The sequence below is a fragment of the Bacteroides sp. 1_1_30 genome (assembly GCF_020982715.1).
Taxonomy (GTDB): Bacteria; Bacteroidota; Bacteroidia; order Bacteroidales; family Bacteroidaceae; genus Bacteroides; species Bacteroides xylanisolvens.
The window spans coordinates 13743-35120 of the sequence record NZ_JAJKHN010000057.1; the positions used below are offsets into that span (position 1 = coordinate 13743).

General features: G+C 45.0%; 19 protein-coding genes. 12 read left to right on the forward strand and 7 right to left on the reverse strand.

The features are described from left to right. Positions 1 to 222: 222 nt before the first annotated feature. Positions 223 to 3927, reverse strand: a complete 3705-nt coding sequence (gene purL / locus LPH68_RS16770; RefSeq protein ID WP_009040525.1) for a phosphoribosylformylglycinamidine synthase — start codon at positions 3925 to 3927, stop codon at positions 223 to 225. 258 nt (positions 3928 to 4185) lie between these two features. On the opposite strand from purL, the gene LPH68_RS16775 reads away from it, so the two are divergent. The 11 genes from LPH68_RS16775 (at position 4186) to LPH68_RS16825 (ending at position 14520) form a co-directional block, all read left to right on the forward strand. Then, the gene (locus LPH68_RS16775) at positions 4186 to 4839 is read left to right on the forward strand and encodes a LysE family translocator (RefSeq protein ID WP_004310295.1); all 654 of its coding nucleotides are present in this window, start codon (positions 4186 to 4188) and stop codon (positions 4837 to 4839) included. A gap of 11 nt (positions 4840 to 4850) precedes the next feature. Further along, the gene (locus LPH68_RS16780) at positions 4851 to 5396 is read left to right on the forward strand and encodes a DUF4924 family protein (protein WP_004304427.1); all 546 of its coding nucleotides are present in this window, start codon (positions 4851 to 4853) and stop codon (positions 5394 to 5396) included. Then, positions 5397 to 6263: a dTDP-4-dehydrorhamnose reductase gene (gene rfbD, locus LPH68_RS16785; RefSeq protein WP_004304426.1), complete on the forward strand. Its 867-nt coding sequence runs from the start codon at positions 5397 to 5399 to the stop codon at positions 6261 to 6263. Positions 6264 to 6360: 97 nt separating this feature from the next. Beyond that, the gene (locus LPH68_RS16790) at positions 6361 to 7935 is read left to right on the forward strand and encodes a peptide chain release factor 3 (protein ID WP_004304425.1); all 1575 of its coding nucleotides are present in this window, start codon (positions 6361 to 6363) and stop codon (positions 7933 to 7935) included. A 77-nt stretch (positions 7936 to 8012) separates the two neighbouring features. Next, the gene (locus LPH68_RS16795) at positions 8013 to 8603 is read left to right on the forward strand and encodes an RNA polymerase sigma factor (RefSeq protein ID WP_004304424.1); all 591 of its coding nucleotides are present in this window, start codon (positions 8013 to 8015) and stop codon (positions 8601 to 8603) included. Positions 8604 to 8613: 10 nt separating this feature from the next. Then, complete coding sequence (locus LPH68_RS16800; RefSeq protein WP_004304423.1) at positions 8614 to 9453, forward strand: FecR family protein; 840 nt, start codon at positions 8614 to 8616, stop codon at positions 9451 to 9453. Between the two features lie 983 nt (positions 9454 to 10436). Further along, positions 10437 to 10697: an OadG family protein gene (locus tag LPH68_RS16805; protein ID WP_004311386.1), complete on the forward strand. Its 261-nt coding sequence runs from the start codon at positions 10437 to 10439 to the stop codon at positions 10695 to 10697. A gap of 26 nt (positions 10698 to 10723) precedes the next feature. After that, positions 10724 to 12559 (forward strand): biotin/lipoyl-containing protein, encoded by a 1836-nt coding sequence (locus LPH68_RS16810; RefSeq protein WP_230297031.1) that lies wholly within the window; start codon positions 10724 to 10726, stop codon positions 12557 to 12559. Next, complete coding sequence (locus LPH68_RS16815; protein ID WP_004300937.1) at positions 12559 to 13794, forward strand: sodium ion-translocating decarboxylase subunit beta; 1236 nt, start codon at positions 12559 to 12561, stop codon at positions 13792 to 13794. The genes LPH68_RS16810 and LPH68_RS16815 overlap by 1 nt, the downstream gene beginning before the upstream one ends. A gap of 131 nt (positions 13795 to 13925) precedes the next feature. After that, positions 13926 to 14189, forward strand: coding sequence for a hypothetical protein (locus tag LPH68_RS16820; RefSeq protein ID WP_049703533.1), 264 nt, complete (start codon positions 13926 to 13928; stop codon positions 14187 to 14189). Then, positions 14179 to 14520 carry a hypothetical protein gene (locus LPH68_RS16825; RefSeq protein WP_008025994.1) on the forward strand — a complete coding sequence of 114 codons (342 nt, stop codon included), beginning with the start codon at positions 14179 to 14181 and terminating at the stop codon, positions 14518 to 14520. The genes LPH68_RS16820 and LPH68_RS16825 overlap by 11 nt, the downstream gene beginning before the upstream one ends. A gap of 107 nt (positions 14521 to 14627) precedes the next feature. Here LPH68_RS16825 and LPH68_RS16830 read toward each other — a convergent pair whose 3' ends face one another. The 6 genes from LPH68_RS16830 to LPH68_RS16855 all read right to left on the reverse strand — a co-directional run bounded on the left by LPH68_RS16830 (position 14628) and on the right by LPH68_RS16855 (position 21130). Next, a complete protein-coding gene (locus tag LPH68_RS16830; RefSeq protein ID WP_032851517.1) occupies positions 14628 to 15899 on the reverse strand; it encodes a TolC family protein in 1272 nt (423 codons plus the stop codon). Positions 15900 to 15947: 48 nt separating this feature from the next. Beyond that, positions 15948 to 18980 (reverse strand): efflux RND transporter permease subunit, encoded by a 3033-nt coding sequence (locus tag LPH68_RS16835; RefSeq protein WP_074705402.1) that lies wholly within the window; start codon positions 18978 to 18980, stop codon positions 15948 to 15950. Positions 18981 to 19046: 66 nt separating this feature from the next. Further along, entirely contained in the window at positions 19047 to 20102 is a 1056-nt protein-coding gene (locus tag LPH68_RS16840; RefSeq protein ID WP_004300926.1) for an efflux RND transporter periplasmic adaptor subunit, read from the reverse strand. 190 nt (positions 20103 to 20292) lie between these two features. Continuing rightward, positions 20293 to 20388 carry a smalltalk protein gene (locus LPH68_RS16845; protein WP_149939068.1) on the reverse strand — a complete coding sequence of 32 codons (96 nt, stop codon included), beginning with the start codon at positions 20386 to 20388 and terminating at the stop codon, positions 20293 to 20295. A gap of 49 nt (positions 20389 to 20437) precedes the next feature. Further along, a complete protein-coding gene (locus tag LPH68_RS16850; RefSeq protein ID WP_074705404.1) occupies positions 20438 to 20947 on the reverse strand; it encodes an HU family DNA-binding protein in 510 nt (169 codons plus the stop codon). Between the two features lie 36 nt (positions 20948 to 20983). After that, positions 20984 to 21130 (reverse strand): hypothetical protein, encoded by a 147-nt coding sequence (locus tag LPH68_RS16855; RefSeq protein ID WP_008771318.1) that lies wholly within the window; start codon positions 21128 to 21130, stop codon positions 20984 to 20986. Positions 21131 to 21180: 50 nt separating this feature from the next. Between LPH68_RS16855 and LPH68_RS16860 the strand changes: the two genes are divergently transcribed. Next, positions 21181 to 21375, forward strand: coding sequence for a DUF4248 domain-containing protein (locus LPH68_RS16860; RefSeq protein WP_004304415.1), 195 nt, complete (start codon positions 21181 to 21183; stop codon positions 21373 to 21375). Positions 21376 to 21378: the final 3 nt, after the last annotated feature.

Here is a 21378-nt window from a genome sequence, read left to right on the forward strand (position 1 = left end):
GTTTGACAAAATTAAGAAGATTTTTTGATATTACAAAATTTTGATGAAAGATAACAGCGCTCCAAAAATGAAGAAAATAGACTATTTTATAACTATTTGTATATACTGTTTGTTTTCGGTATTTTGGTATCTATCAGAAGTCTTCCGGTAGAATGGAAAGTTCCGTAAAATAAGAGGCTGGCACTATTTAAAGTACCAGCCTCTGTAAAATATGGAAATGATTTATTTCATTTTCGCTTCCACCCACTTGCGGGCATTGACAAACGCTTCTATCCATGGAGTAACCTGATCGCTGTTCTTGCGGTCGGCCGGATAGCAACCGTTCTGCCATGGGAAGATGGAACGTTCCAAGTGAGGCATGATAGCCAAGTGGCGTCCGTCTGCGCTGGCCAGTGCTGCGATAGAATAATCGGAACCGTTCGGATTGCCCGGATATTCATCATAGCTATACTTCGCTACTACATTATATTTATCTTCGTCATATGGCAAAGAGAATTTTCCTTCTCCGTGAGCTACCCAGATACCCAGTTTGCTTCCACTTAAAGAGCCGAACATCACACTGCGGTTAGTCGGGATAGTAAGACCAAGGAAGCGTGATTCGAATTTGTGTGAATTGTTATGTAGCATTTTTCCTTTCTTCTTCAGTTCCGGGTTGATAAGATTGAGTTCCATCATCAGCTGGCAACCGTTGCAGACACCCAATGACAATGTATCTTCGCGTGCATAAAATTTATCCAATGCTTCTTTAGCTTTCGGGTTGAACAGGAATGCGCCTGCCCATCCTTTAGCAGAACCCAGTACATCGGAGTTAGAGAAACCACCGCAGTAAACGATCATGTTTACGTCTTCCAGTGTTTCGCGTCCGCTGATGAGGTCGGTCATTGTAACGTCTTTTACGTCGAAACCTGCCAAATAGAGTGAGTAAGCCATTTCGCGCTCACCGTTTGTACCCTTCTCACGGATGATAGCCGCACGGATACCGCTTGGGGTACGACGATCCGGAGTGATACCGTATTGAGAAAGCTTACCTTTGAATTCCGGCATGAAAGCGAATTCAACAGGTTGCATCTTATAGTTTTCAAAACGTGCTTTTGCGCAACCGTTCATAGATTGTTTGCGGTCGAGCAGGTAAGAAGAAGAATACCATACGTCACGCATATAATCGATACCAAACTGGTAAGTAGCACCGTCTTTAGATACCAAAATGTGGCGTTCGTCAGTCGGTTTACCCAGCTTTATATAGCCTACGCCTGCATCTTCCAGAATCTTCTTCACTTCATCCTTATGCTTGTCGCTGATCTGGATAACGATACCCGGATTTTCAGCAAACAGAATCTTAACGATATCCTGTTCTTTCATCTTGTCGAGGCTGATTTCCATACCGCCTTCTACATTAGAGAAGCACATTTCGAGCAATGTAGTGATCAAACCACCGGCAGAGATATCGTGTCCTGCAAGAATCAATCCTTTGTTGACAAGTTCCTGTACGGCAAGGAAAGCATCACGGAAATATTCGGCATCTTGTACGCAAGGTACTTCGTCACCAACTTTACCCAGAGATTGTGCAAAAGCCGAACCACCCAGTTTCAGTTCATCGAAGCTGAAGTCAATATGATAAAGCGTAGTCTTTTCATTGTTAACCAATACCGGAGATACCACTTTCTTCACGTCGGAAACTTCACCACCGGCAGAAACAATCACAGTTCCCGGAGAAATCACTTTCTCGCCGTTCGGATACTTCTGTGTCATAGATAGAGAGTCTTTTCCGGTAGGAACATTGATCTGCAGCGCGCAACAGAAATCGCTTAAAGCTTTTACAGCTGTGTAAAGACGGGCATCTTCACCTTCTTGAGAGCGGCAAGGCCACATCCAGTTGGCAGACAGTGAAATGCTATCCATACCTTCCGCCATTGGAGCCCAAACAAGATTGGTCAGCGCTTCGGATACAGAAAGAATAGAGCCGGCAGCCGGATCAGCCAATGCTGCTTGCGGAGCATGTCCGATAGAGGTAGCGATACCTTTCTCGCCACGGTAGTCGAGTGCTACGACACCGCAGTCGCTCAACGGCAACTGAAGTTCACCCTGACATTGCTGACGAGCCACTTTGCCTGTTACCGAACGGTCTACCTTGTTTGTCAACCAGTCTTTGCAGGCTACAGCTTCAAGCTGCAATACATTCGTCAGATATTCATGTAGTTTAGACAATTCGTATTTCGGCATTTCATAATGACGTTCTACGGTCTTGTCTACCATATAGGTTTTGGGAGAAGAACCGAACATCTGTTCTACGGCAAGGTCGAACGGACGTACACCGTCAGCCTGTTGGAAAGCGAAACGATGATCACCGGTTGTTTCACCGACTACGTACATTGGAGCGCGTTCGCGTTCGGCAATCTTACGTACATGTTCAATAGCCTCTTCTTTAATCAGCAGACCCATACGTTCCTGACTTTCGTTAGCGATGATTTCTTTGGCAGACAAAGTCTTGTCACCGATAGGCAACTTGCTCATATCGATCAAACCACCACATTCTTCCACGAGTTCGGACAGACAGTTTACGTGTCCGGCAGATCCGTGGTCATGGATAGAAACCACCGGATTCACCTCTTCTTCACAAAGAGCGCGTACTACGTTATTGGCACGTTTTTGCATTTCTGCGTTGGCACGTTGCACGGCATTCAACTCGATGCCACTGCTGTAACGACCGGTATCAACAGAAGATACGGAACCGCCACCCAGTCCGATACGGTAGTTGTCACCACCGATAACCACTACTTTGTTTCCAGCTTCCGGTGTGCCTTTCAGGCAGTCGCGTTGTGTACCGTAACCAACACCACCGGCAAGCATGATTACTTTGTCGTAACCATAAACTTCTTTGTTTTCTGTATGTTCGAAAGTCAGTACCGAACCGCAGATCAGCGGTTGGCCGAACTTGTTACCGAAGTCGGAAGCACCATTGGATGCTTTGATTAGAATCTGTTCCGGAGTCTGGTATAGCCATTTGCGTACCGGAAGAATCTCTTCCCATTCGCGTCCTTCTTCTGTGCGTGGATAAGAAGTCATGTAGACTGCAGTACCTGCAATCGGCCATGAACCTTTACCACCACCCATACGGTCGCGGATTTCACCGCCGGTACCGGTAGAAGCACCATTGAATGGCTCAACAGTAGTAGGGAAGTTATGAGTTTCCGCTTTCAGTGAGATAACACTCTTGATGTCCTTTACTTGGAAGAAATCAGGTTTTGAATGATCTGCCGGAGCAAATTGTTCCACAACCGGACCTTCAGCGAAGGCTACGTTATCTTTATAAGCAGAGATTATTTTATTCGGATTTTCCTGTGTAGTCTTTTTAATCATCTGGAACAGGGAAGATTCCTGCTCTACGCCGTCGATGATAAACGTTCCGCCGAAAATTTTGTGGCGGCAGTGTTCGGAGTTGATTTGTGCGAAACCGAATACTTCAGAGTCGGTCAGCTTCCGTCCGAGGTCCTTTTCTACTTTCTTCAGGTAGTCCATTTCTTCTTTGGAAAGAGCCAAACCTTCTTTTTCGTTGTACACTTCGAGATCTTCAATGTAGATGATTGGTTCCGGCTGACGGTTTGTCGTGAATACGTTTTGGTCGAGTCCTTTGTACATGCGTTGGAGCATCGGGTCGTAATCGGCATTTTCGTCCTTAACAGGGAAGTACTCCTCGATGCGGCTTATGCCTTCGAGCCCCATGTTTTGGGTGATTTCTACTGCGTTTGTACTCCAGGGAGTGATCATTTCGCGGCGTGGGCCAACGAAACAGCCTTTCAGGTTTTCTTCACTTTCCATCACGGCTTCGCCAAAAAGCCAGCAGAGTTTATTACTTTCGTCAGGGGTGAGCTGATGGTTGCTCTCTACGGCAATCACGCTCTTGGAAGGGGTTCTGAAAAAAAGAATCATGTTGTATATTTACGATTTTACGATTTACGATTTTACGATTGAAGTTCCTGCAGGAGAAACTCTTCTCTTTTTCTGTGGCGCAAAGATAATCAATTTCGTTGGTGGTAGGAAAAAAATAGAGAATAAATTCCTATACCTTATTTAATATGTTTATTTTCGATGTACGTTTTACTTATTATCGCTATATATAGTGATTCTTGTGTGGAAAAAACGTTAATATACTATCCCCATATCACAAAAAAGTGCGATATTTGCGACATGATTCAGATAGAGACAATATTCGATATATTAGTGAAAGGCTTTATTATTGGCGTTGTTGTGTCCGCACCCCTCGGTCCGGTGGGCGTATTATGCATCCAGAGGACTTTGAATAAGGGGCGTTGGTATGGATTTGTAACAGGTCTGGGAGCCTCTTTGAGCGATATAGCATACGCTTTGCTCACCGGCTACGGGATGAGCTTTGTGTTCGATTATATTAATAAGAATATTTTCTATCTGCAATTATTGGGGAGCATCATGCTACTCCTTTTTGGTATATATACCTTTCGTAGCAACCCGGTGCAGTCCATTCGTCCGGCTTCCTCCAGCAAAGGTTCTTATTTCCATAACTTTATTACCGCATTTTTCGTCACTCTCTCCAATCCCTTGATAATCTTTCTGTTTATCGGACTTTTCGCCCGTTTTGCCTTTGTGCAGCCGGGGGTGCTGGTCTTTGAAGAGATCACGGGATATCTTGCAATTGCTATAGGAGCATTGACCTGGTGGTTGGGTATCACTTATTTTGTGAATAAGGTGCGCACTAAATTCAATTTACGTGGTATCTGGATACTGAATCGTGTTGTAGGAAGTATCGTAATGCTGGTATCTGTTGCCGGATTGATTTATACTTTGTTGGGAGAGTCACTTTATTAAGAGATAACATAATGAATCAGATAGCACAACAACTGAAAGAGAAGAATATTGCCGAATACCTTATATATATGTGGCAAGAGGAAGACTTGATCCGTGCCAATCATTGTGAACCGGAAGAGATGGAGGCAAATGTAATTGCCCGCTATCCGGAAGAACAGCGGCCTGCCATGCGAGAATGGTATACCAACCTGATTACGATGATGGGCGAGGAAGGAGTACGGGAAAAGGGTCATCTGCAGATTAATAAAAATGTAATTATCAATCTGACAGAGTTGCACAACGCATTGTCCTCTTCTCCTAAATTTCCTTTTTACAGTGCTGCTTATTTCAAGGCATTACCGTTTATCGTAGAATTACGGAATAAAAACGGCAAGAAAGATGAACCCGAACTGGAAACCTGTTTTGAAGCGTTGTATGGAGTACTCCTGCTTCGTCTTCAAAAGAAGCCTATCAGCGAAGGAACTGCCAAGGCAGTGGAAGCTATCACTAGTTTCCTTTCTATGTTGGCAAATTATTATGATAAAGACCGTAAAGGTGAATTAAAACTGGATGAATAAATGAGAATTTTAGTAACGGGTGCCAACGGTCAGCTTGGCAATGAGATGCAGGTGCTTGCGAAAGAGAACCCGCAACATACGTATTATTTCACAGATGTGCAGGAACTCGACATCTGCGACAAGCAAGCTGTGTGGACTTATATGGCAGAGAAGCAGATTGAGCTTGTTGTTAATTGTGCTGCTTATACAGCTGTAGATAAAGCTGAAGATAATCAAGAATTAGCATACAAATTGAATTGTGAAGCACCGAAACAACTGGCAAGTGCGGCCCAAGCCAATGGTGCTGCCATGATACAAGTATCTACTGATTATGTATTTGACGGTACTGCGCATACTCCATACACGGAAGACTGCAATCCTTGCCCGGATTCTGTATACGGCACCACTAAACTGGAAGGAGAAAAGGAGGTAATGAATCACTGCGAGCAAGCAGTCGTTATCCGTACCGCATGGCTCTATTCTATTTTTGGCAATAATTTCGTAAAGACGATGCTTCGTCTTGGAAAAGAGCGTGACAGCCTGGGAGTTGTTTTCGACCAGATCGGGACTCCGACGTATGCCAATGACCTGGCACGGGCCATCTATGCTATTATTAATAAAGGTATTGTTCGCGGTATCTACCATTTCAGCAATGAGGGAGTTTGTTCCTGGTATGATTTCACGGTAGCTATTCATCGTCTGGCAGGAATAACCACCTGCAAAGTGAAACCTTTGCATACAGCCGAATATCCCGCGAAAGCAAACCGCCCGGCATATTCCGTGCTTGATAAAACAAAAATAAAAACAACGTTCGATATAGAGATTCCTCATTGGGAGGAGAGCCTCAAACAATGCTTGATAAAATTAGGAATGAAAAATGAAGAATGAAGAATTTCGATGCGGCTTTATAGATAGCGTAACAATTCTTCTTTCATCATTCATCATTCATCATTCATCATTCTTCATTCTTCATTCATATTAATATATGGCAGATAATACAGAAATTTTGAGACGGCGAACGTTCGCCATTATTGCGCATCCGGATGCCGGTAAGACATCATTGACGGAAAAGCTATTGCTTTTCGGTGGTCAGATACAGGTAGCAGGTGCTGTAAAGAGTAATAAGATTAAAAAGACGGCTACGTCCGACTGGATGGAAATCGAGAAACAACGTGGTATTTCGGTAACGACTTCCGTGATGGAATTCGACTATCGGGACTATAAGATTAACATTCTCGATACTCCCGGTCACCAGGACTTTGCCGAAGATACATATCGCACACTGACAGCTGTAGACAGTGTTATCATCGTTGTAGACGGTGCGAAAGGTGTGGAAACGCAGACACGTAAACTGATGGAGGTGTGCCGTATGAGAAAGACTCCGGTAATAATCTTCGTCAACAAAATGGACCGTGAAGGAAAAGATCCGTTCGATTTGCTTGATGAACTTGAAGAAGAACTGATGATTCAGGTTCGTCCCTTGTCCTGGCCGATAGAGCAGGGAGCACGTTTTAAAGGGGTATACAATATCTATGAACAGAAACTGGACTTGTATCAGCCATCCAAACAGATGGTAACAGAGAAAGTGGCAGTCGATATTCATTCGGAAGAACTGGATCAGCAGATTGGCAAGTCGTTGGCAGACAAACTGCGTGGCGATTTGGAACTGATTGAGGGTGTTTATCCGGAATTTGATTCTGAATCCTATTTGGCAGGAGACTGTGCGCCTGTATTCTTTGGATCAGCGCTGAACAACTTCGGTGTGCAAGAGTTGCTGAACTGTTTCGTAGAGATAGCTCCCAGCCCTCGTCCTGTACAGGCAGAAGAGCGTGAAGTGAAACCTGACGAACCGAAATTTACCGGATTCATCTTTAAGATAACCGCCAACATTGATCCCAACCATCGTTCTTGTGTGGCATTCTGTAAGATTTGTTCCGGTAAGTTTGTTCGCAATGCTCCATATACACACGTCCGTCATGGAAAGACCATGCGTTTTTCGTCGCCTACCCAGTTTATGGCACAGCGTAAAACAACGATTGATGAAGCTTATGCAGGAGATATTATTGGTTTACCGGATAATGGTACTTTTAAGATTGGCGATACGCTGACAGAAGGTGAAATGCTCCATTTCCGTGGATTGCCGAGTTTCTCACCGGAGATGTTCAAGTATATTGAGAATGCCGACCCGATGAAACAGAAACAGTTGGCAAAAGGCATTGACCAGTTGATGGATGAAGGTGTGGCACAGTTGTTTGTCAATCAGTTCAATGGCCGTAAGATTATCGGTACGGTGGGACAGTTGCAGTTTGAGGTCATTCAGTACCGTTTGTTGAATGAATACAATGCGTCCTGTCGCTGGGAACCGGTAAGTCTTTATAAAGCCTGTTGGGTAGAAAGCGATGATCCCGCAGAACTGGAAGCCTTCAAGAAACGTAAATACCAGTATATGGCAAAGGATAGAGAAGGGCGCGATGTGTTCCTGGCAGACTCCGGTTATGTACTTCAGATGGCGCAGATGGACTTTAAACACATCAAATTCCACTTTACAAGTGAGTTTTAAAACATATTCCGTTGATTTTAACTAAAAAATCAGGTAAAAAAAGGAAAAACATATCTCATATAAATGAGTGAATAGAAATGAAGACACTATCCTGGGATAAAATTCAGCAAGGGGATGAAGAGGCATTCCGGCAGCTTTATGAGCAATATGCAGATTTACTGTATGGATATGGCATGAAGATAGCCGGTGATGAGACTCTGGTAACCGAGGCGATACAGTCGTTGTTTGTTTACATCTTTGAGAAAAGAGAAACTTGCACGGCTCCTCAATCCATACCCGCTTACTTATGTGTTTCGTTGAGACACATGATAGTGAACGAACTGAAAAAGGAGAATAGTGGCTCATTAAAATCACTGGATGAAGTAGGCACAAACGAATATCAGTTTGATCTGGAGATCGATATTGAAACTGCTATTATCCATTCAGAGTTGGAAAAAGAACAGCTGGAAGTTTTACAGAAAGAGCTGAACAATTTGACAAAGCAACAGCGGGAGGTATTGTATCTTAAGTACTATAAGAAGATGAGTCCGGAAGAAATAGCCCAGGTGATGGGACTCACTTCACGTACGGTTTACAATACTACTCATATGGCTATCTCCAGTTTGCGGGAGCGTATGAGCAAATCTTTCTTGTTGTTGGTAGCAGCTAATTTGTGGATTTTTAATTGAGGTGTGAGATATGGAAAAGTGGACAGAATCTTTAGATAAATACTTAGAAGAAGGAAAACTTCCTCTGGTTGGCGAAATCTTTTCTCGTAAAAAAGAAATAGGTGATAAGCTGAAGTTGCAACGTGAGGAGAGCCATAAGATCGCCTTAAGCCGGAGAAGAAAGCAAGGTGCGGGGAGAAGTTTCTCTTTCTCATGGGGAGTGGCAGCGGCAGTTGTCCTTCTTTTGGGGATAGGCGGTTACTTCCTGGCAGAAGAAAAGGTGGTGACTGATAACACTGCTATGAACTATGAATTGCCGGATGGCAGTACTGTGCAGGTGATGGAAAATTCCCGCCTGACTTACAATCATATCACATGGCTTTGGGAGCGCAAATTGCAACTATTGGGTAAAGCCTCTTTTAACGTAACCAAAGGCAAGACATTCACGGTCCGTACAGAAGCCGGCGACGTAACCGTACTGGGAACGAAATTCCTCATCGATCAGCAAGGAAAGAAGATGACCGTCAACTGTGAGGAAGGAAGTGTGCAAGTCGAGACTGCTGTAGGTAAGCGTACATTGCTTGCCGGGGAAAGCGTTCATTGTGATGAGAACAAGATTGTGCCGGTAGAGAAAAAGGCAGAAGAATCGGAGTTCCCCGAGGTGTTGGGGTATGAAGACGATCCGCTAATAAATGTAGTGGCAGATATTGAGCATATATTTGAAGTAACAGTCGTCGGACATGAGAAATGCGAGGGGCTGACCTACAACGGGACGGTCTTAACGAAAGACCTGAACGCCACACTGGAAAAAGTCTTTGGATCGTGTGGGATCAGTTATCAAATTCGAGGGAAAGAAATTATTTTGCAATAAAAAAAGCCTCTTCTGACTATCCAGAAGAGGCTTTTTTGTTTTTCTTCAAATTTTCTTCATTTTTTCTTGGTAAAAAAACAACAGATGCTTCTCTTTCTAATAGATGAGCTATTTAATGATATTTGAAGAAAACGGTAGAATTGATTAGAAGATTAAATGTTGTAGTAGAAGAAATTAGAAATTATCCGGCAGAAATAAGGCCGGGATTCAGAACAAACAATAGATGTTTTATAGAGAATTACAAGCTAAACTCAAAACAAACAATAGATGCTTTTTATAAAATTTAAATTTAACCCAAAACAAACAATGTTTTAAAAGAAATGCAAACTAGGGCTCAAAGCAAACAATAGACAGCGGCAGATGAATTATTCCTGCCACAAACGTAAGCCGGAAAGATTCCCTCATCGGACGTGATATGAGCTTTAGAGGCTTGTTTTTTCCGATTAAACAGACTTAGTTGGCTTAAAAAAGAGTTTTTCAACTAGACTGCTACGCTAATTAAAAGAATGAAAGCCGTGATGGCGCATGAGAGGTTTAACAAGGCCGGTTTTATCTGGTAGTTTAATAGTAGGTTAAGAGAGTATGAAACCAGAAAAGGGCTGAACCGGTCTATCATTGAGTATTTTTATTTAATAATTGTTTTATCAGAATGTGAGAGAAAGTTGAGGGGCTTTCTCTCACATTTTTTTGTAGGAACGATAGATAGGACGATTTACTATTGGACTATTTACTATTTACTATTTGGGTTGTGCAATAGAAGCAGATAGTAAATAAGATAAATGGGAATTTAGTTTAGATGTGGATGGCACGCTAAATCATAAATCATAAATTATAAATCATAAATCATAAACTTCCCCAGTTTTCCAATCAGAGAAATGACGTTTTTATACATTATATTCCTTTCTTAATTTATTTTATAATAAAAATTTGGTATTTTCGAACGCTTTTTAGACGAACAACTTAAAATACTAATAGTTTATTATATGGAAAATATCGAAACAGCGATCCTGCTGATGGTGGTCGGAATGGCTACCGTGTTTGTTATTCTGCTGATTGTGATTTGTTTAGGTAAGTTGTTGATTACATTAGTCAACAAGTATGCTCCTGAAGAAGTGGTTCCTGTGAAGCGGGAAGCATCGCAAGGTCCTGCCCCTGTTCCGGGAAACATCTTAGCCGCCATTACAGCTGCTGTAAATGTGGTGACACAAGGTAAAGGAAAAATCACTAAAGTAGAAAAATTATAAATCTATAAAGAATATCACTGAAAGACATGAAAAGAGAAGTAAAGTTTAGTTTGGTTTTCCGAGATATGTGGCAATCTGCCGGAAAATACGTACCTCGTGTAGACCAACTCGTAAAGGTAGCTCCTGCCATCATTGAAATGGGCTGTTTTGCCCGCGTAGAAACAAACGGCGGAGGTTTTGAACAGGTAAATTTATTGTTTGGTGAAAACCCGAATAAAGCGGTACGCGAATGGACAAAACCGTTCCACGAAGCCGGTATTCAAACCCACATGCTCGACCGCGCACTGAACGGACTCCGTATGAGCCCCGTTCCGGCAGACGTCCGCAAATTATTCTACAAAGTAAAGAAAGCACAAGGAACAGACATTACCCGTACGTTCTGCGGATTGAACGACGTGCGTAACATTGCTCCTTCCATCACATACGCAAAGGAAGCAGGCATGATTTCGCAATGCTCGCTTTGCATCACTCATTCGCCTATCCATACCGTAGAGTACTACACCAATATGGCGCTGGAACTTATCAAACTGGGAGCAGACGAAATCTGTATCAAAGACATGGCAGGTATCGGTCGTCCCGTATCGTTAGGTAAGATCGTAGCAAATATCAAGGCGGCACATCCCGAAATCCCCGTTCAGTATCACAGTCATGCAGGTCCCGGATTCAATATGGCAAGCATCCTCGAAGTATGCGAAGCCGGTTGCGACTACATCGACGTAGGCATGGAACCGCTATCCTGGGGAACAGGCCATGCTGACTTGCTTAGTGTGCAGGCGATGTTGAAAGACGCCGGATATCAAGTGCCCGAAATCAATATGGAAGCCTACATGAAAGTGCGCGGCATGATTCAGGAATTTATGGACGACTTCCTCGGCTTGTATATCAGCCCGAAAAACCGTCTGATGAATTCCTTGCTGATTGCTCCCGGACTTCCCGGCGGTATGATGGGTAGTTTGATGGCCGACCTCGAATCCAATTTGGAATCAATCAATAAATATAAGGCAAAACACAATCTGCCGTTTATGACACAAGACCAGTTGCTCATCAAGCTCTTTGATGAAGTAGCTTACGTATGGCCTCGTGTCGGTTATCCTCCATTGGTGACTCCGTTCAGCCAATACGTGAAGAACCTCGCCATGATGAACGTGATGGCCATGGAAAAAGGAAAAGAACGTTGGGGAATGATTGCCGATGATATCTGGGATATGATTCTGGGTAAAGCCGGACGTCTGCCGGGCAAACTTGCTCCCGAAATCATTGAAAAGGCAGAACGTGAAGGCCGTAAGTTCTTTGAAGGTGATCCGCAGAATAACTATCCTGATGCTCTCGACAAATATCGCAAACTGATGAAAGAGAACAAATGGGAAGTGGGACAGGACGACGAAGAACTCTTCGAATATGCTATGCACCCGGCTCAATATGAGGCTTACAAGAGTGGCAAAGCAAAAGAAGACTTCCTGGAAGATGTAGCCAAACGTCGTGCCGAAAAAGATAAATCTCCGGAAGAAGATGCCAAACCGAAGACGCTGACTGTACAAGTGGACGGACAGGCCTATCGTGTGACGGTAGCATACGGTGATGCCGAACTACCTGCTGCTCCTGCGGGTGCTGCCACTGCTCCGGCAGGAGAGGGAAAAGAAGTACTTTCTCCGTTGGAAGGCAAGTTCTTCTTAGTGAAAGGTGCGCAGGAAATTCCTTTGCAAGTAGGTGACACTGTGAAAGAAGGTGATGTAATCTGCTATGTAGAAGCGATGAAGACCTACAATGCCATCCGTGCAGAGTTTGGCGGTACAGTGACTGCTATCTGTGTCAACCCGGGAGATGCTGTTTCAGAAGATGACGTATTAATGAAGATAGGATAATGAACGAAATATTTGAGAACTTATATGACATGACTGCGTTCAGTAATATCATTGCCGAACCGCAGTTCCTGATAATGTATGCCATCGCGTTCGTTCTGCTCTATTTGGGTATTAAGAAACAGTACGAGCCGTTGCTGCTTGTCCCCATCGCTTTCGGTGTGTTGCTAGCCAACTTCCCCGGAGGAGATATGGGCGTGATTCAGGCCGACGAAAATGGTATGGTGATGGTAAACGGAGTGTTGAAGAACATCTGGGAAATGCCTTTGCATGACATTGCCCACGAACTGGGAATCATGAACTTCATCTACTATATGTTGATTAAAACAGGTTTCCTGCCTCCGATCATCTTTATGGGTGTCGGTGCGTTGACGGACTTCGGGCCGATGTTGCGTAACCTGCATCTTTCTATATTCGGTGCAGCCGCACAGTTGGGTATCTTTACCGTATTGCTGGTAGCCATCCTGATGGGATTCACTCCACAGGAAGCCGCTTCTCTGGGCATTATTGGTGGTGCGGATGGTCCGACAGCCATCTTTACCACCATCAAACTGGCGCCGCATTTGCTGGGCCCGATTGCCATTGCCGCTTATTCGTATATGGCGCTCGTTCCGGTGATTATTCCGCTGGTAGTGAAACTGTTCTGTACGAAGAAAGAGTTGAGCATCAACATGAAAGAACAGGAAAAGAAGTACCCTTCGAAGACTGAAATCAAGAACCTGCGTGTGTTGAAGATTATCTTCCCGATCGTGGTAACTACTATTGTTGCCCTCTTCGTGCCAAGTGCAGTGCCTTTGGTGGGTATGTTGATGTTTGGTAATCTGGTGAAAGAAATCGGAACCAACACATTCCGCTTGTTCGATGCCGCTTCTAATAGTATCATGAATGCTGCCACCATCTTCCTCGGACTGTCCGTAGGAGCAACGATGACAGCCGAAGCATTCCTCAACTGGACAACAATCGGTATTGTGATCGGTGGATTCCTTGCATTTGCACTTTCTATAACCGGTGGTATTTTCTTTGTGAAACTGGTAAATCTCTTCTCGAAGAAGAAAATCAATCCGCTTATCGGCGCCACTGGTTTGAGTGCCGTTCCGATGGCGAGCCGTGTAGCCAATGAGATTGCTTTGAAATACGATCCGAAGAATCACGTATTGCAGTATTGCATGGCAAGCAACATCTCCGGAGTAATCGGTTCTGCCGTGGCTGCGGGTGTGTTGATCTCCTTCCTTGCGTAAGCGGGGAGAATCTTCATCATTGAAGATCTTATTTCTTCATGGAGAAATACTTTTTATACATTCAAGTTTGGCAGACTCATTTGATAACGCTACCTTTGTGAGTAATGTATAACAGTAAAAACGGAAAGCGTATGAGCACAATGTCATTAGAGGCGGAAAAGAATGCACTGATTCGTCAGATTCTGGATGTGGATGATATAGCTATCCTGAAAAAGATAAGATCAATGTTGAATCATGAAGAAGAACAGGTGAGGGTGGTTGCTGAAGAGGCAACTCCTTATCGGACAAAGACCGAAATTCTGGAAAGCCTTGATGAGGCGTGCAAGGAATTGAAGTTGAATCTGGAAGGTAAGCTGGATTTTAAGCCAGCGGAGGATTTGCTGGATGAGTTGTGATATAACGTATTCTCCTCGTTTTGCGAGAGAATTGAAAAAATTGAGCAAACATTACAAATCTCTGAAGTTGGATTATGCCAATTTATTGGAATCTCTGAAAGCGAATCCTGAACAAGGAGTCAGCTTGGGGAATAATCTTCGTAAGGTTCGCATGGCCATTACTTCGAAGAATAAAGGAAAGAGCGGAGGTGCGCGAGTGATAACCTATACGGTGATTCTGACAGAGATAGATTCGGAAATAAAGTTGCTTACTATCTATGACAAGTCCGAATGTGAAAGTTTGACAGATAAGGAAATAGAAGATATCCTGAAGCAAAACGGTATTTTGTAATCCTTATGATATAAAAAGAAATCGTCCTGTTTCACGGTTACGTGATAACAGGACGATTTCTTTTATAAGACTAAGACTTTGTGAACAAGTTTCTTTTGTTTCTAAATTTATTCACTGATAACCTTTCTGTATTCCGCTACCGCCATCTTTTCCGACAGATACGCATTAATCAGATTGGTGTGCGCCTGCGTCCATGACAATTGCGCGGAGAGCACATCCACCATGTTTGCCTTTCCTTCATTATACGAGAAAGAAACCAAATCAAGATTTTCATTAGCCAGATTCATAGTCTCTTTGGCGGTTTTCACTTGATATTCCGTTTCCGTCAGTTTGGTTAGGGCGGCAGAAAGTTCCTCGTTGATATTATCCGTCACATAACTTTGTTGCAGTTTCTGTATGCTGATATACGCTTTCTGCTGACGGTTTGTTTTGAACCGGGCTCCCCAACGGAAGATCGGTATATTCAGGTTAATGCCGACGATGGGATTGAAAGAAACATCATAACCGAGGTTAGGTGTAGCTGTAGCCCATCCACCGCTGAAATACATATTCAATTGCGGGTTGAACTGGCTAAGAGCCGCTTTGCGTTGCGCCTGACTTTTCATGATGTTTACTTCCGTACTTTCGTAATCCGCGCGACGTTGCAGTACATTCTCCAGAGAAAGTATCTGCACCGGAGCGGAAGCCGTGTCAATCGTGTACAGACTGTCTACGGGATTGTTCGGCTCTTCTCCCATCAGGATATTCAGCTTTTGCAGCGCCAGCGTATAGTTCTGACGCGCCTTGATATATTGCAATTCCGCTTCTTTCAACCGGGTGGAAATCATTAATAAGTCCGTTCGACTAATCATCCCGTCGTTGAAACGATCCTGAATGATGTCATACTGTTGCTTCACAATACTTTGATACTTGTCCGCCGCCTGCAACATAGCCTGTGAAGCGGAAGCATTCCAATAAACTGCATCGCTCTGATAATGAATCTGGTCGATGGTAAGCTCCTCATTTAGTTGATTCAGCTTTTCGTCCGCTTTGGCAATCTTGTGCTGGGCGTTGAGTGCCCCGCCCGTGTACAACGGTTGCGAGACGATAAATACACCTTGATAGGTGTGGTTGCGGTATTCGCCTACCGGTTCGTTCCAGGCATTAAGGTCGCTCATGTTGAGTGTCCCGTCCGCATTGACATCAATTTTTGGCAAGAATCCCGTGTGAGCAATCTTTCGTGCTTCCGTACTTGCCATCGTCTTTAGTTTCTGTTGCTTCAGAATCTGACTGTAAGCTTCCACTTTATCCCGGTAAGCTTCCCGGCTAAGATAGGGCTGCTGTGCTCCGGCTGTGAGGCCAAGGAGCAGCAGAGACAGAGTTATAAGTTGAGTTTTCATTTTATTCAATCTAAACAATAAATTCAAGTTTCATATAAGAGAAGGCAATCAGCCTTTGATTCTTTGAATGGCACAATAGGCTACCGGAAGAACAAACAATGTCAGTGCCGAAGCCACTAACAAACCTCCCATAATCGTAGCCGCCATACCGCCGAACATCGCGTCGAACAACAATGGCAACATACCCAGAATGGTAGTGCCGGACGCCATTGCTACGGGGACAATACGACTCGTTGTAGCACTGACAACAGCATCCAACGGCTTTTTGCCCGTTTTTGCCTCCAGATCAATCTGTTCCACCAGTACAATCGCATTTTTGATATTCATCCCAATCAGTCCGAGCAAACCAAGGATGGAGAAGAAGTCGAACGACTTGCCTAGCAACACCAATCCCAAAACGATACCGATAAAAATAAGCGGTAACATCAACAAGATCACTGTCGGCTTACGATACGTCCTGAACAGGAACAACAGCGTGACGAACATCAGGAAGAACGTCAACGGTAAATTCTTGGCTAACGCCTCGTTAGACTCCACCTGACTTTCCTGTTCCCCGAAATACTTCATCGTATACCCCTCCGGCACTTTAATCTCTTTCTGCACCAGCGGCCAAACCTCATTGAAAGCAGCAATCGCATTCACTCCGCGACGCGGATCGCATTGCGCCATCATCACCATTTGCCGGTTGTAATCCTTCACATTCGAGAAACGATATTGGAAATCAAATTCCGATACCACCTGTTCCAGACTGGTCGTTTCATTCCCCGTGCCGAACACGGGCAACGTGCGCAGGTCGTTGATGCGGAACGAATCCACCGTGTTATCCTTCAATAAGATAGGAAGCACCTGATCGCCCTGCCGGTACTCTCCAAGCGTCATGCCTGTGGTTCCGATCTGGATACTTTGTGCCATTCCCTGACGCGATACCCCTAACGGTTGCGCCCGTTCGGGACTATATACAGGCTTCCATACAGGAACTTTATTTCCCCACGAATTGCGCACATTGATTAAATCCGGATTCCGGTGCATAATCTCCAAAGCCTGATTGGTGAGCGCCACAAGCGTGTCTACATTCGGACCGATAAACCCGATTTCGATAGCGGCATCCACCGCAGGCGACAGTTTGAACAGACTGGTACGGGTAATCGCATTCGGATAATTCGCCTTCATGTACGCGTCGAAATCTTCCTCATACTCTTTTGTATATTTACTGTCCGTCAATTCAACCAATACATTGGCAAAATTCGGTTTCGGACCTACCGAAGTAGAAGCCAGATAATACCTTAACGGCGTGCTGCCGAAGGTGATCGACACTTTCTTCACTTCCGGCTGCTTTGCCAGATGCTCTTCCACGGATTTCATCTCTTTCACTACATCATTGATGCTATACCCGTCGGGATAGAACACGTCCGCCCGGAAATAAGGCTTATCGAGAGAAGGGAAGAAGTTTTGCGGCATCATTCCCATGATAACCAGCGAAGCAACAAAGAGCACTACCATCGAACCCAGTGTCAATGTTTTCTTGCGAATCAGCGTGCGGAGGATGGAGGCGAATTTGTGATAGAACGGTTTGTCATACGGATCTTTCGTGCCGTCCTTTGCTTTCGCTTTCAGGATGAAATTACCGAAAACGGTGGTCTGTGTCAGCGCGAGCACCCAGCTCAATCCTAGCGAGATGGCAAGCACCACAAAAAGCGGTTTCACGATTTCCGCCACGGCAGAAGGAGCAAGGTAGAGTGGGAGGAACGAACAGATAGCGATGAACGTAGCCCCAAGCAATCCCCATTGCGGACCGGTTGCTCCGTCTATCAGCGCTTTCCGCCGGTCTACTCCGCGGGCGATGGCAATCTGTGCGTTGTCCGTTACCACGATGGCGTTATCCACCAGCATCCCCATGGCGATGATAAATCCCGCCAACGAAGTACGGTTCAGCCCGACACCGAAGAAAGACATGATAAGTAATGTGCCGCCAATAGAGAAAATCAGTGACGAGCCGATCAGCACACCTGCGCGCAAACCCATCACCAACATGATAATCACAATTACAATCAGAATCGATTCGATCAGATTGATGATAAATCCGTTGTTGGCTTCGTTGGCAATTTCGTTCTCCAGATACAGGCTTTGCAGTTCCAGTCCCACAGGCATCAGTGGCAACAATTCGTCCAGTTTGGCTTTCACGTTCTTGCCCGTCTGCACCACGTCCCGTTGCGGGTCGGTGGAGACGCCGATGCCGATGGCACGTTTGCCGTTCACGTGCATGATGTTGGATGGAGGGTCCATGTATCCTTTTTCGATGACGGCGATATCGCCCAGTTTCACCTGTCCGGCTTTGGTGGTAATCACCTGGTTGCGGATATCGTCTACGGTGGTATACATACCGTTGGCAGTCACTCGTAGCTGTTGTTCGCCGGCACGGATTTCTCCGGTATTGATAATCTGGTTCTGCGATTGCAACAGACTGGCAAGCTGTTTCGGGTCGATGCCCATACCTACGAGCTTATTGGTGGAAATAAAAATATTGACCACCTCCGTCTGCGTCCCGAATAGGGCGACTTTCATCACCCCGTCCGCCGTCACTACCTGTGTCTTGATTCGTTCCGCCCAGTTGCGCATCTCTTCGTATGTGTAACCGTCGTCCGCCGTCAGACCGTAATAGATGCCGAACACGTCGCCGAAATCATCGGAAACCGTCGGTGCGGAAGCACCGCTCGGCAATTGTGGCTGTATATTTAGCACCTTCCGTCGCAACTCATCCCACTTCTGCGGAATGGAGCTTGCCGACAAGGAAGGTTGCAACTCGAATGTGATTTTTGAGAGCCCGTACATCGATTCCGATTTTATCTTGTACACACCGCTCATACTTTGAATCTCACGAGAGATAGGCTCGGTAATCAACCGCTCCACTTCTGCCGGTTCAGCACCCGGATAGCGGGTCATAATAACCGCCGACTTTATGACGAAAGGAGCATCCTCTTTCTTACCCAGCTTGCCGAAGGAAGTGATTCCCCCAATCAGCAATACAGCAAGAAAGAAATAGATGATTTTCGTATTATCTAATGAATATTTGGCTAAACTCATAATAAATGATCGTTGATAATTGATGAATGACAGCGGATAAATGATTACATAATCATTTACCAACTATCACCTGTCAACAGTTGTGATAGATTCTCCTTCTACTAGTTGGTATACGCCTGCTATGACGATTTTTTCACCGGGTTTCAAACCTTCCGAGATGAGCGCCTGTGCTTCTCCGGTCGGGGCGTTGACGGTCACTTCCCGTTTGTGGACTTTGTTGTCTTCTACCACCCAGACATACATTTTATTCCCTTCGCTTTCGCCGAATACGGCACTAAGCGGTACGATCGTCCAGCTATCCTGCACCAACGGACCTACATCTGCCGTGAAACGGATGCTGCACGTGAAACCGGGTTTCACAGCATACAGATCGCGGTCGAATGACGGATCGTCAATCGTGATGCTGACCGGAATTCCTGTGCCATCCGTAGAAATATCAAGATATTCTTCCAGTTTCGCTTGAAACACGTGTCCTTTAAATGTGTCGAACTCTACAAGGAAACGCGGGTCTTTGGCGCGCAACAAATAAAGATACGCATCCGGAATGGTGAATTTGATACGCAGATTGTGTGTATTGACAAGCTGCACGATCCCCTCACCGGAGTTGACACGCTGATAGTTTTCCACCAGTCGTTTTTCGATTGAACCGTCGAAAGGAGCTGTCAGCTTGGTGTCGCGCATATTGTTGGCAGACAGTTCGTATTCAGACTTCGCCTTCTGGAAGTTGGCGAGGCTGATTTCATATTCCTGTACGGAGATCGCTTGCCGGGAGAGGAGCCGTTTGTTACGTTCCACTTGTGCCGAAGCCGTTTCGTATGCCGATTTCGTGGCGGCATATTGCAACGCGATGTCTCTGGGGTCGATAGCCGCGATGAGCTGTCCTTTTTTCACTTTCTGTCCTTCGATGACAGGAAGCTGGATGATTTGTCCGTTGACCCGGAAAGCCAGCTTCACATATTCCACCGCTTCCACGATTCCCGAGAAATCTTTTCTGATAATCGATCTTGACTCGACAATCGTAGTCTTTACGGGACGTGCAGTTGTCGTTGTCGTTTCTTTTTTCTGTCCGCAGCCAGCCAGCAAGATTGCAGCCGCCAGGACGAATCCAAATTCCTTTTTCATATACCACGTTGATGTTTAGAGGTTTTGCGTTGATAAATAGCGAATAATATACTAAAACAACTCCTGTTTATTTATGTTCAATATTCCTGTCTTTTCATATCCTGCCTCTTAACCTTTATATGGAACACAAAAAAAACGGGAACTTTACCGTTTCTAAGGTAAAATTCCCGTCCAACTCTTTTGTTTCATTTTACATCATCAGGTTCTGACCTCCAATGACGCCTGCAATAGCAGTAGCAACCGCAATGACGACTTTTAAAATCGTATTCCAAATGGATTTCTTCATAATTCAACACCTCCTTTCCATACCACACTATCCTCTATCACCTATTCTATCACGCTGCCGGATCGGGCGCTTCCTGACCACCGCCACCCGGTTTGTCATCACCCGAACCTCCGGTGTTGCCACCGCTTCCCGCTCCCAGTGCTTTCGTCAACTGGTTGACGTGGATATATGACGCTCCCTGAATCAGCGCACGGGTGATATTTCCACCGGCATCCCGCGTATATTCCGGGGTAAACTGGCAACGCAATCCCGTGATTTGTGCCGGACTAACATCGGCTTCCGCATCCACCCCCTTGCAGCGTGACTGGCACACCATGGTAAATGTGCCCAATCCTTCGAGTTTCACTGTCCTGCTGTTGAGCAACTGCTCGCGCATCACTGCCATCAGGTTTCGGATCACGTTGTGCACGTCACCGGCCGTCAGTGATGACCGTTCGGCAATCGTTTCGCCAATCATTTGCGTATCCACTACGTTTCCCATTTTAATCAGACAGGGATGCCATTTCTTCTTTTTGTCCTTCGATGCGATATTGGACTGAACCGCTTTGTAAATCAACATACTGATTTCCTCCTTTTTAAGTGAATAAATAAGATTTTATTGAGTCAGTAAACGAACGTTTTCTGTCTCTTTTACAGTAGCAAAGATACCCCAACCGGCAGGGGAGGAAACATGAAACGGTATCTGCCGGTAAGTGAAGGCAAACGCTTGAATATCTGTGTATTTGCTTGCATTTCTACGCAAAAAACAGTATCTTTACATGACGTAAATAATAAATTAAAAGAAGAAAATCTATGAAGAAAACGGAATTGGCATTACTCTATATGCCGTATGCAAGTGCCGATGTGGCAAGAAGACATTTAAATAAATGCATCCGCCGAAACCGGGAGCTGCTGGAGGCTCTCGAAGCTACCGGCTGGGCGTTTTGGATACATTGGCTCACACCGTTGCAGGTGGAGCTGATTGAGAAGTATTTGGGAGAGCCTTAATCC

What these genes read in the sequence shown, in the direction of transcription:
- purL (WP_009040525.1), bottom strand. Translation starts at nt 3,927, where the DNA reads ATGATTCTTTTTTTCAGAACCCCTTCCAAGAGCGTGATTGCCGTAGAG.
- LPH68_RS16775 (WP_004310295.1), top strand. Translation starts at nt 4,186, where the DNA reads ATGATTCAGATAGAGACAATATTCGATATATTAGTGAAAGGCTTTATT.
- LPH68_RS16780 (WP_004304427.1), top strand. Translation starts at nt 4,851, where the DNA reads ATGAATCAGATAGCACAACAACTGAAAGAGAAGAATATTGCCGAATAC.
- rfbD (WP_004304426.1), top strand. Translation starts at nt 5,397, where the DNA reads ATGAGAATTTTAGTAACGGGTGCCAACGGTCAGCTTGGCAATGAGATG.
- LPH68_RS16790 (WP_004304425.1), top strand. Translation starts at nt 6,361, where the DNA reads ATGGCAGATAATACAGAAATTTTGAGACGGCGAACGTTCGCCATTATT.
- LPH68_RS16795 (WP_004304424.1), top strand. Translation starts at nt 8,013, where the DNA reads ATGAAGACACTATCCTGGGATAAAATTCAGCAAGGGGATGAAGAGGCA.
- LPH68_RS16800 (WP_004304423.1), top strand. Translation starts at nt 8,614, where the DNA reads ATGGAAAAGTGGACAGAATCTTTAGATAAATACTTAGAAGAAGGAAAA.
- LPH68_RS16805 (WP_004311386.1), top strand. Translation starts at nt 10,437, where the DNA reads ATGGAAAATATCGAAACAGCGATCCTGCTGATGGTGGTCGGAATGGCT.
- LPH68_RS16810 (WP_230297031.1), top strand. Translation starts at nt 10,724, where the DNA reads ATGAAAAGAGAAGTAAAGTTTAGTTTGGTTTTCCGAGATATGTGGCAA.
- LPH68_RS16815 (WP_004300937.1), top strand. Translation starts at nt 12,559, where the DNA reads ATGAACGAAATATTTGAGAACTTATATGACATGACTGCGTTCAGTAAT.
- LPH68_RS16820 (WP_049703533.1), top strand. Translation starts at nt 13,926, where the DNA reads ATGAGCACAATGTCATTAGAGGCGGAAAAGAATGCACTGATTCGTCAG.
- LPH68_RS16825 (WP_008025994.1), top strand. Translation starts at nt 14,179, where the DNA reads ATGAGTTGTGATATAACGTATTCTCCTCGTTTTGCGAGAGAATTGAAA.
- LPH68_RS16830 (WP_032851517.1), bottom strand. Translation starts at nt 15,899, where the DNA reads ATGAAAACTCAACTTATAACTCTGTCTCTGCTGCTCCTTGGCCTCACA.
- LPH68_RS16835 (WP_074705402.1), bottom strand. Translation starts at nt 18,980, where the DNA reads ATGAGTTTAGCCAAATATTCATTAGATAATACGAAAATCATCTATTTC.
- LPH68_RS16840 (WP_004300926.1), bottom strand. Translation starts at nt 20,102, where the DNA reads ATGAAAAAGGAATTTGGATTCGTCCTGGCGGCTGCAATCTTGCTGGCT.
- LPH68_RS16845 (WP_149939068.1), bottom strand. Translation starts at nt 20,388, where the DNA reads ATGAAGAAATCCATTTGGAATACGATTTTAAAAGTCGTCATTGCGGTT.
- LPH68_RS16850 (WP_074705404.1), bottom strand. Translation starts at nt 20,947, where the DNA reads ATGTTGATTTACAAAGCGGTTCAGTCCAATATCGCATCGAAGGACAAA.
- LPH68_RS16860 (WP_004304415.1), top strand. Translation starts at nt 21,181, where the DNA reads ATGAAGAAAACGGAATTGGCATTACTCTATATGCCGTATGCAAGTGCC.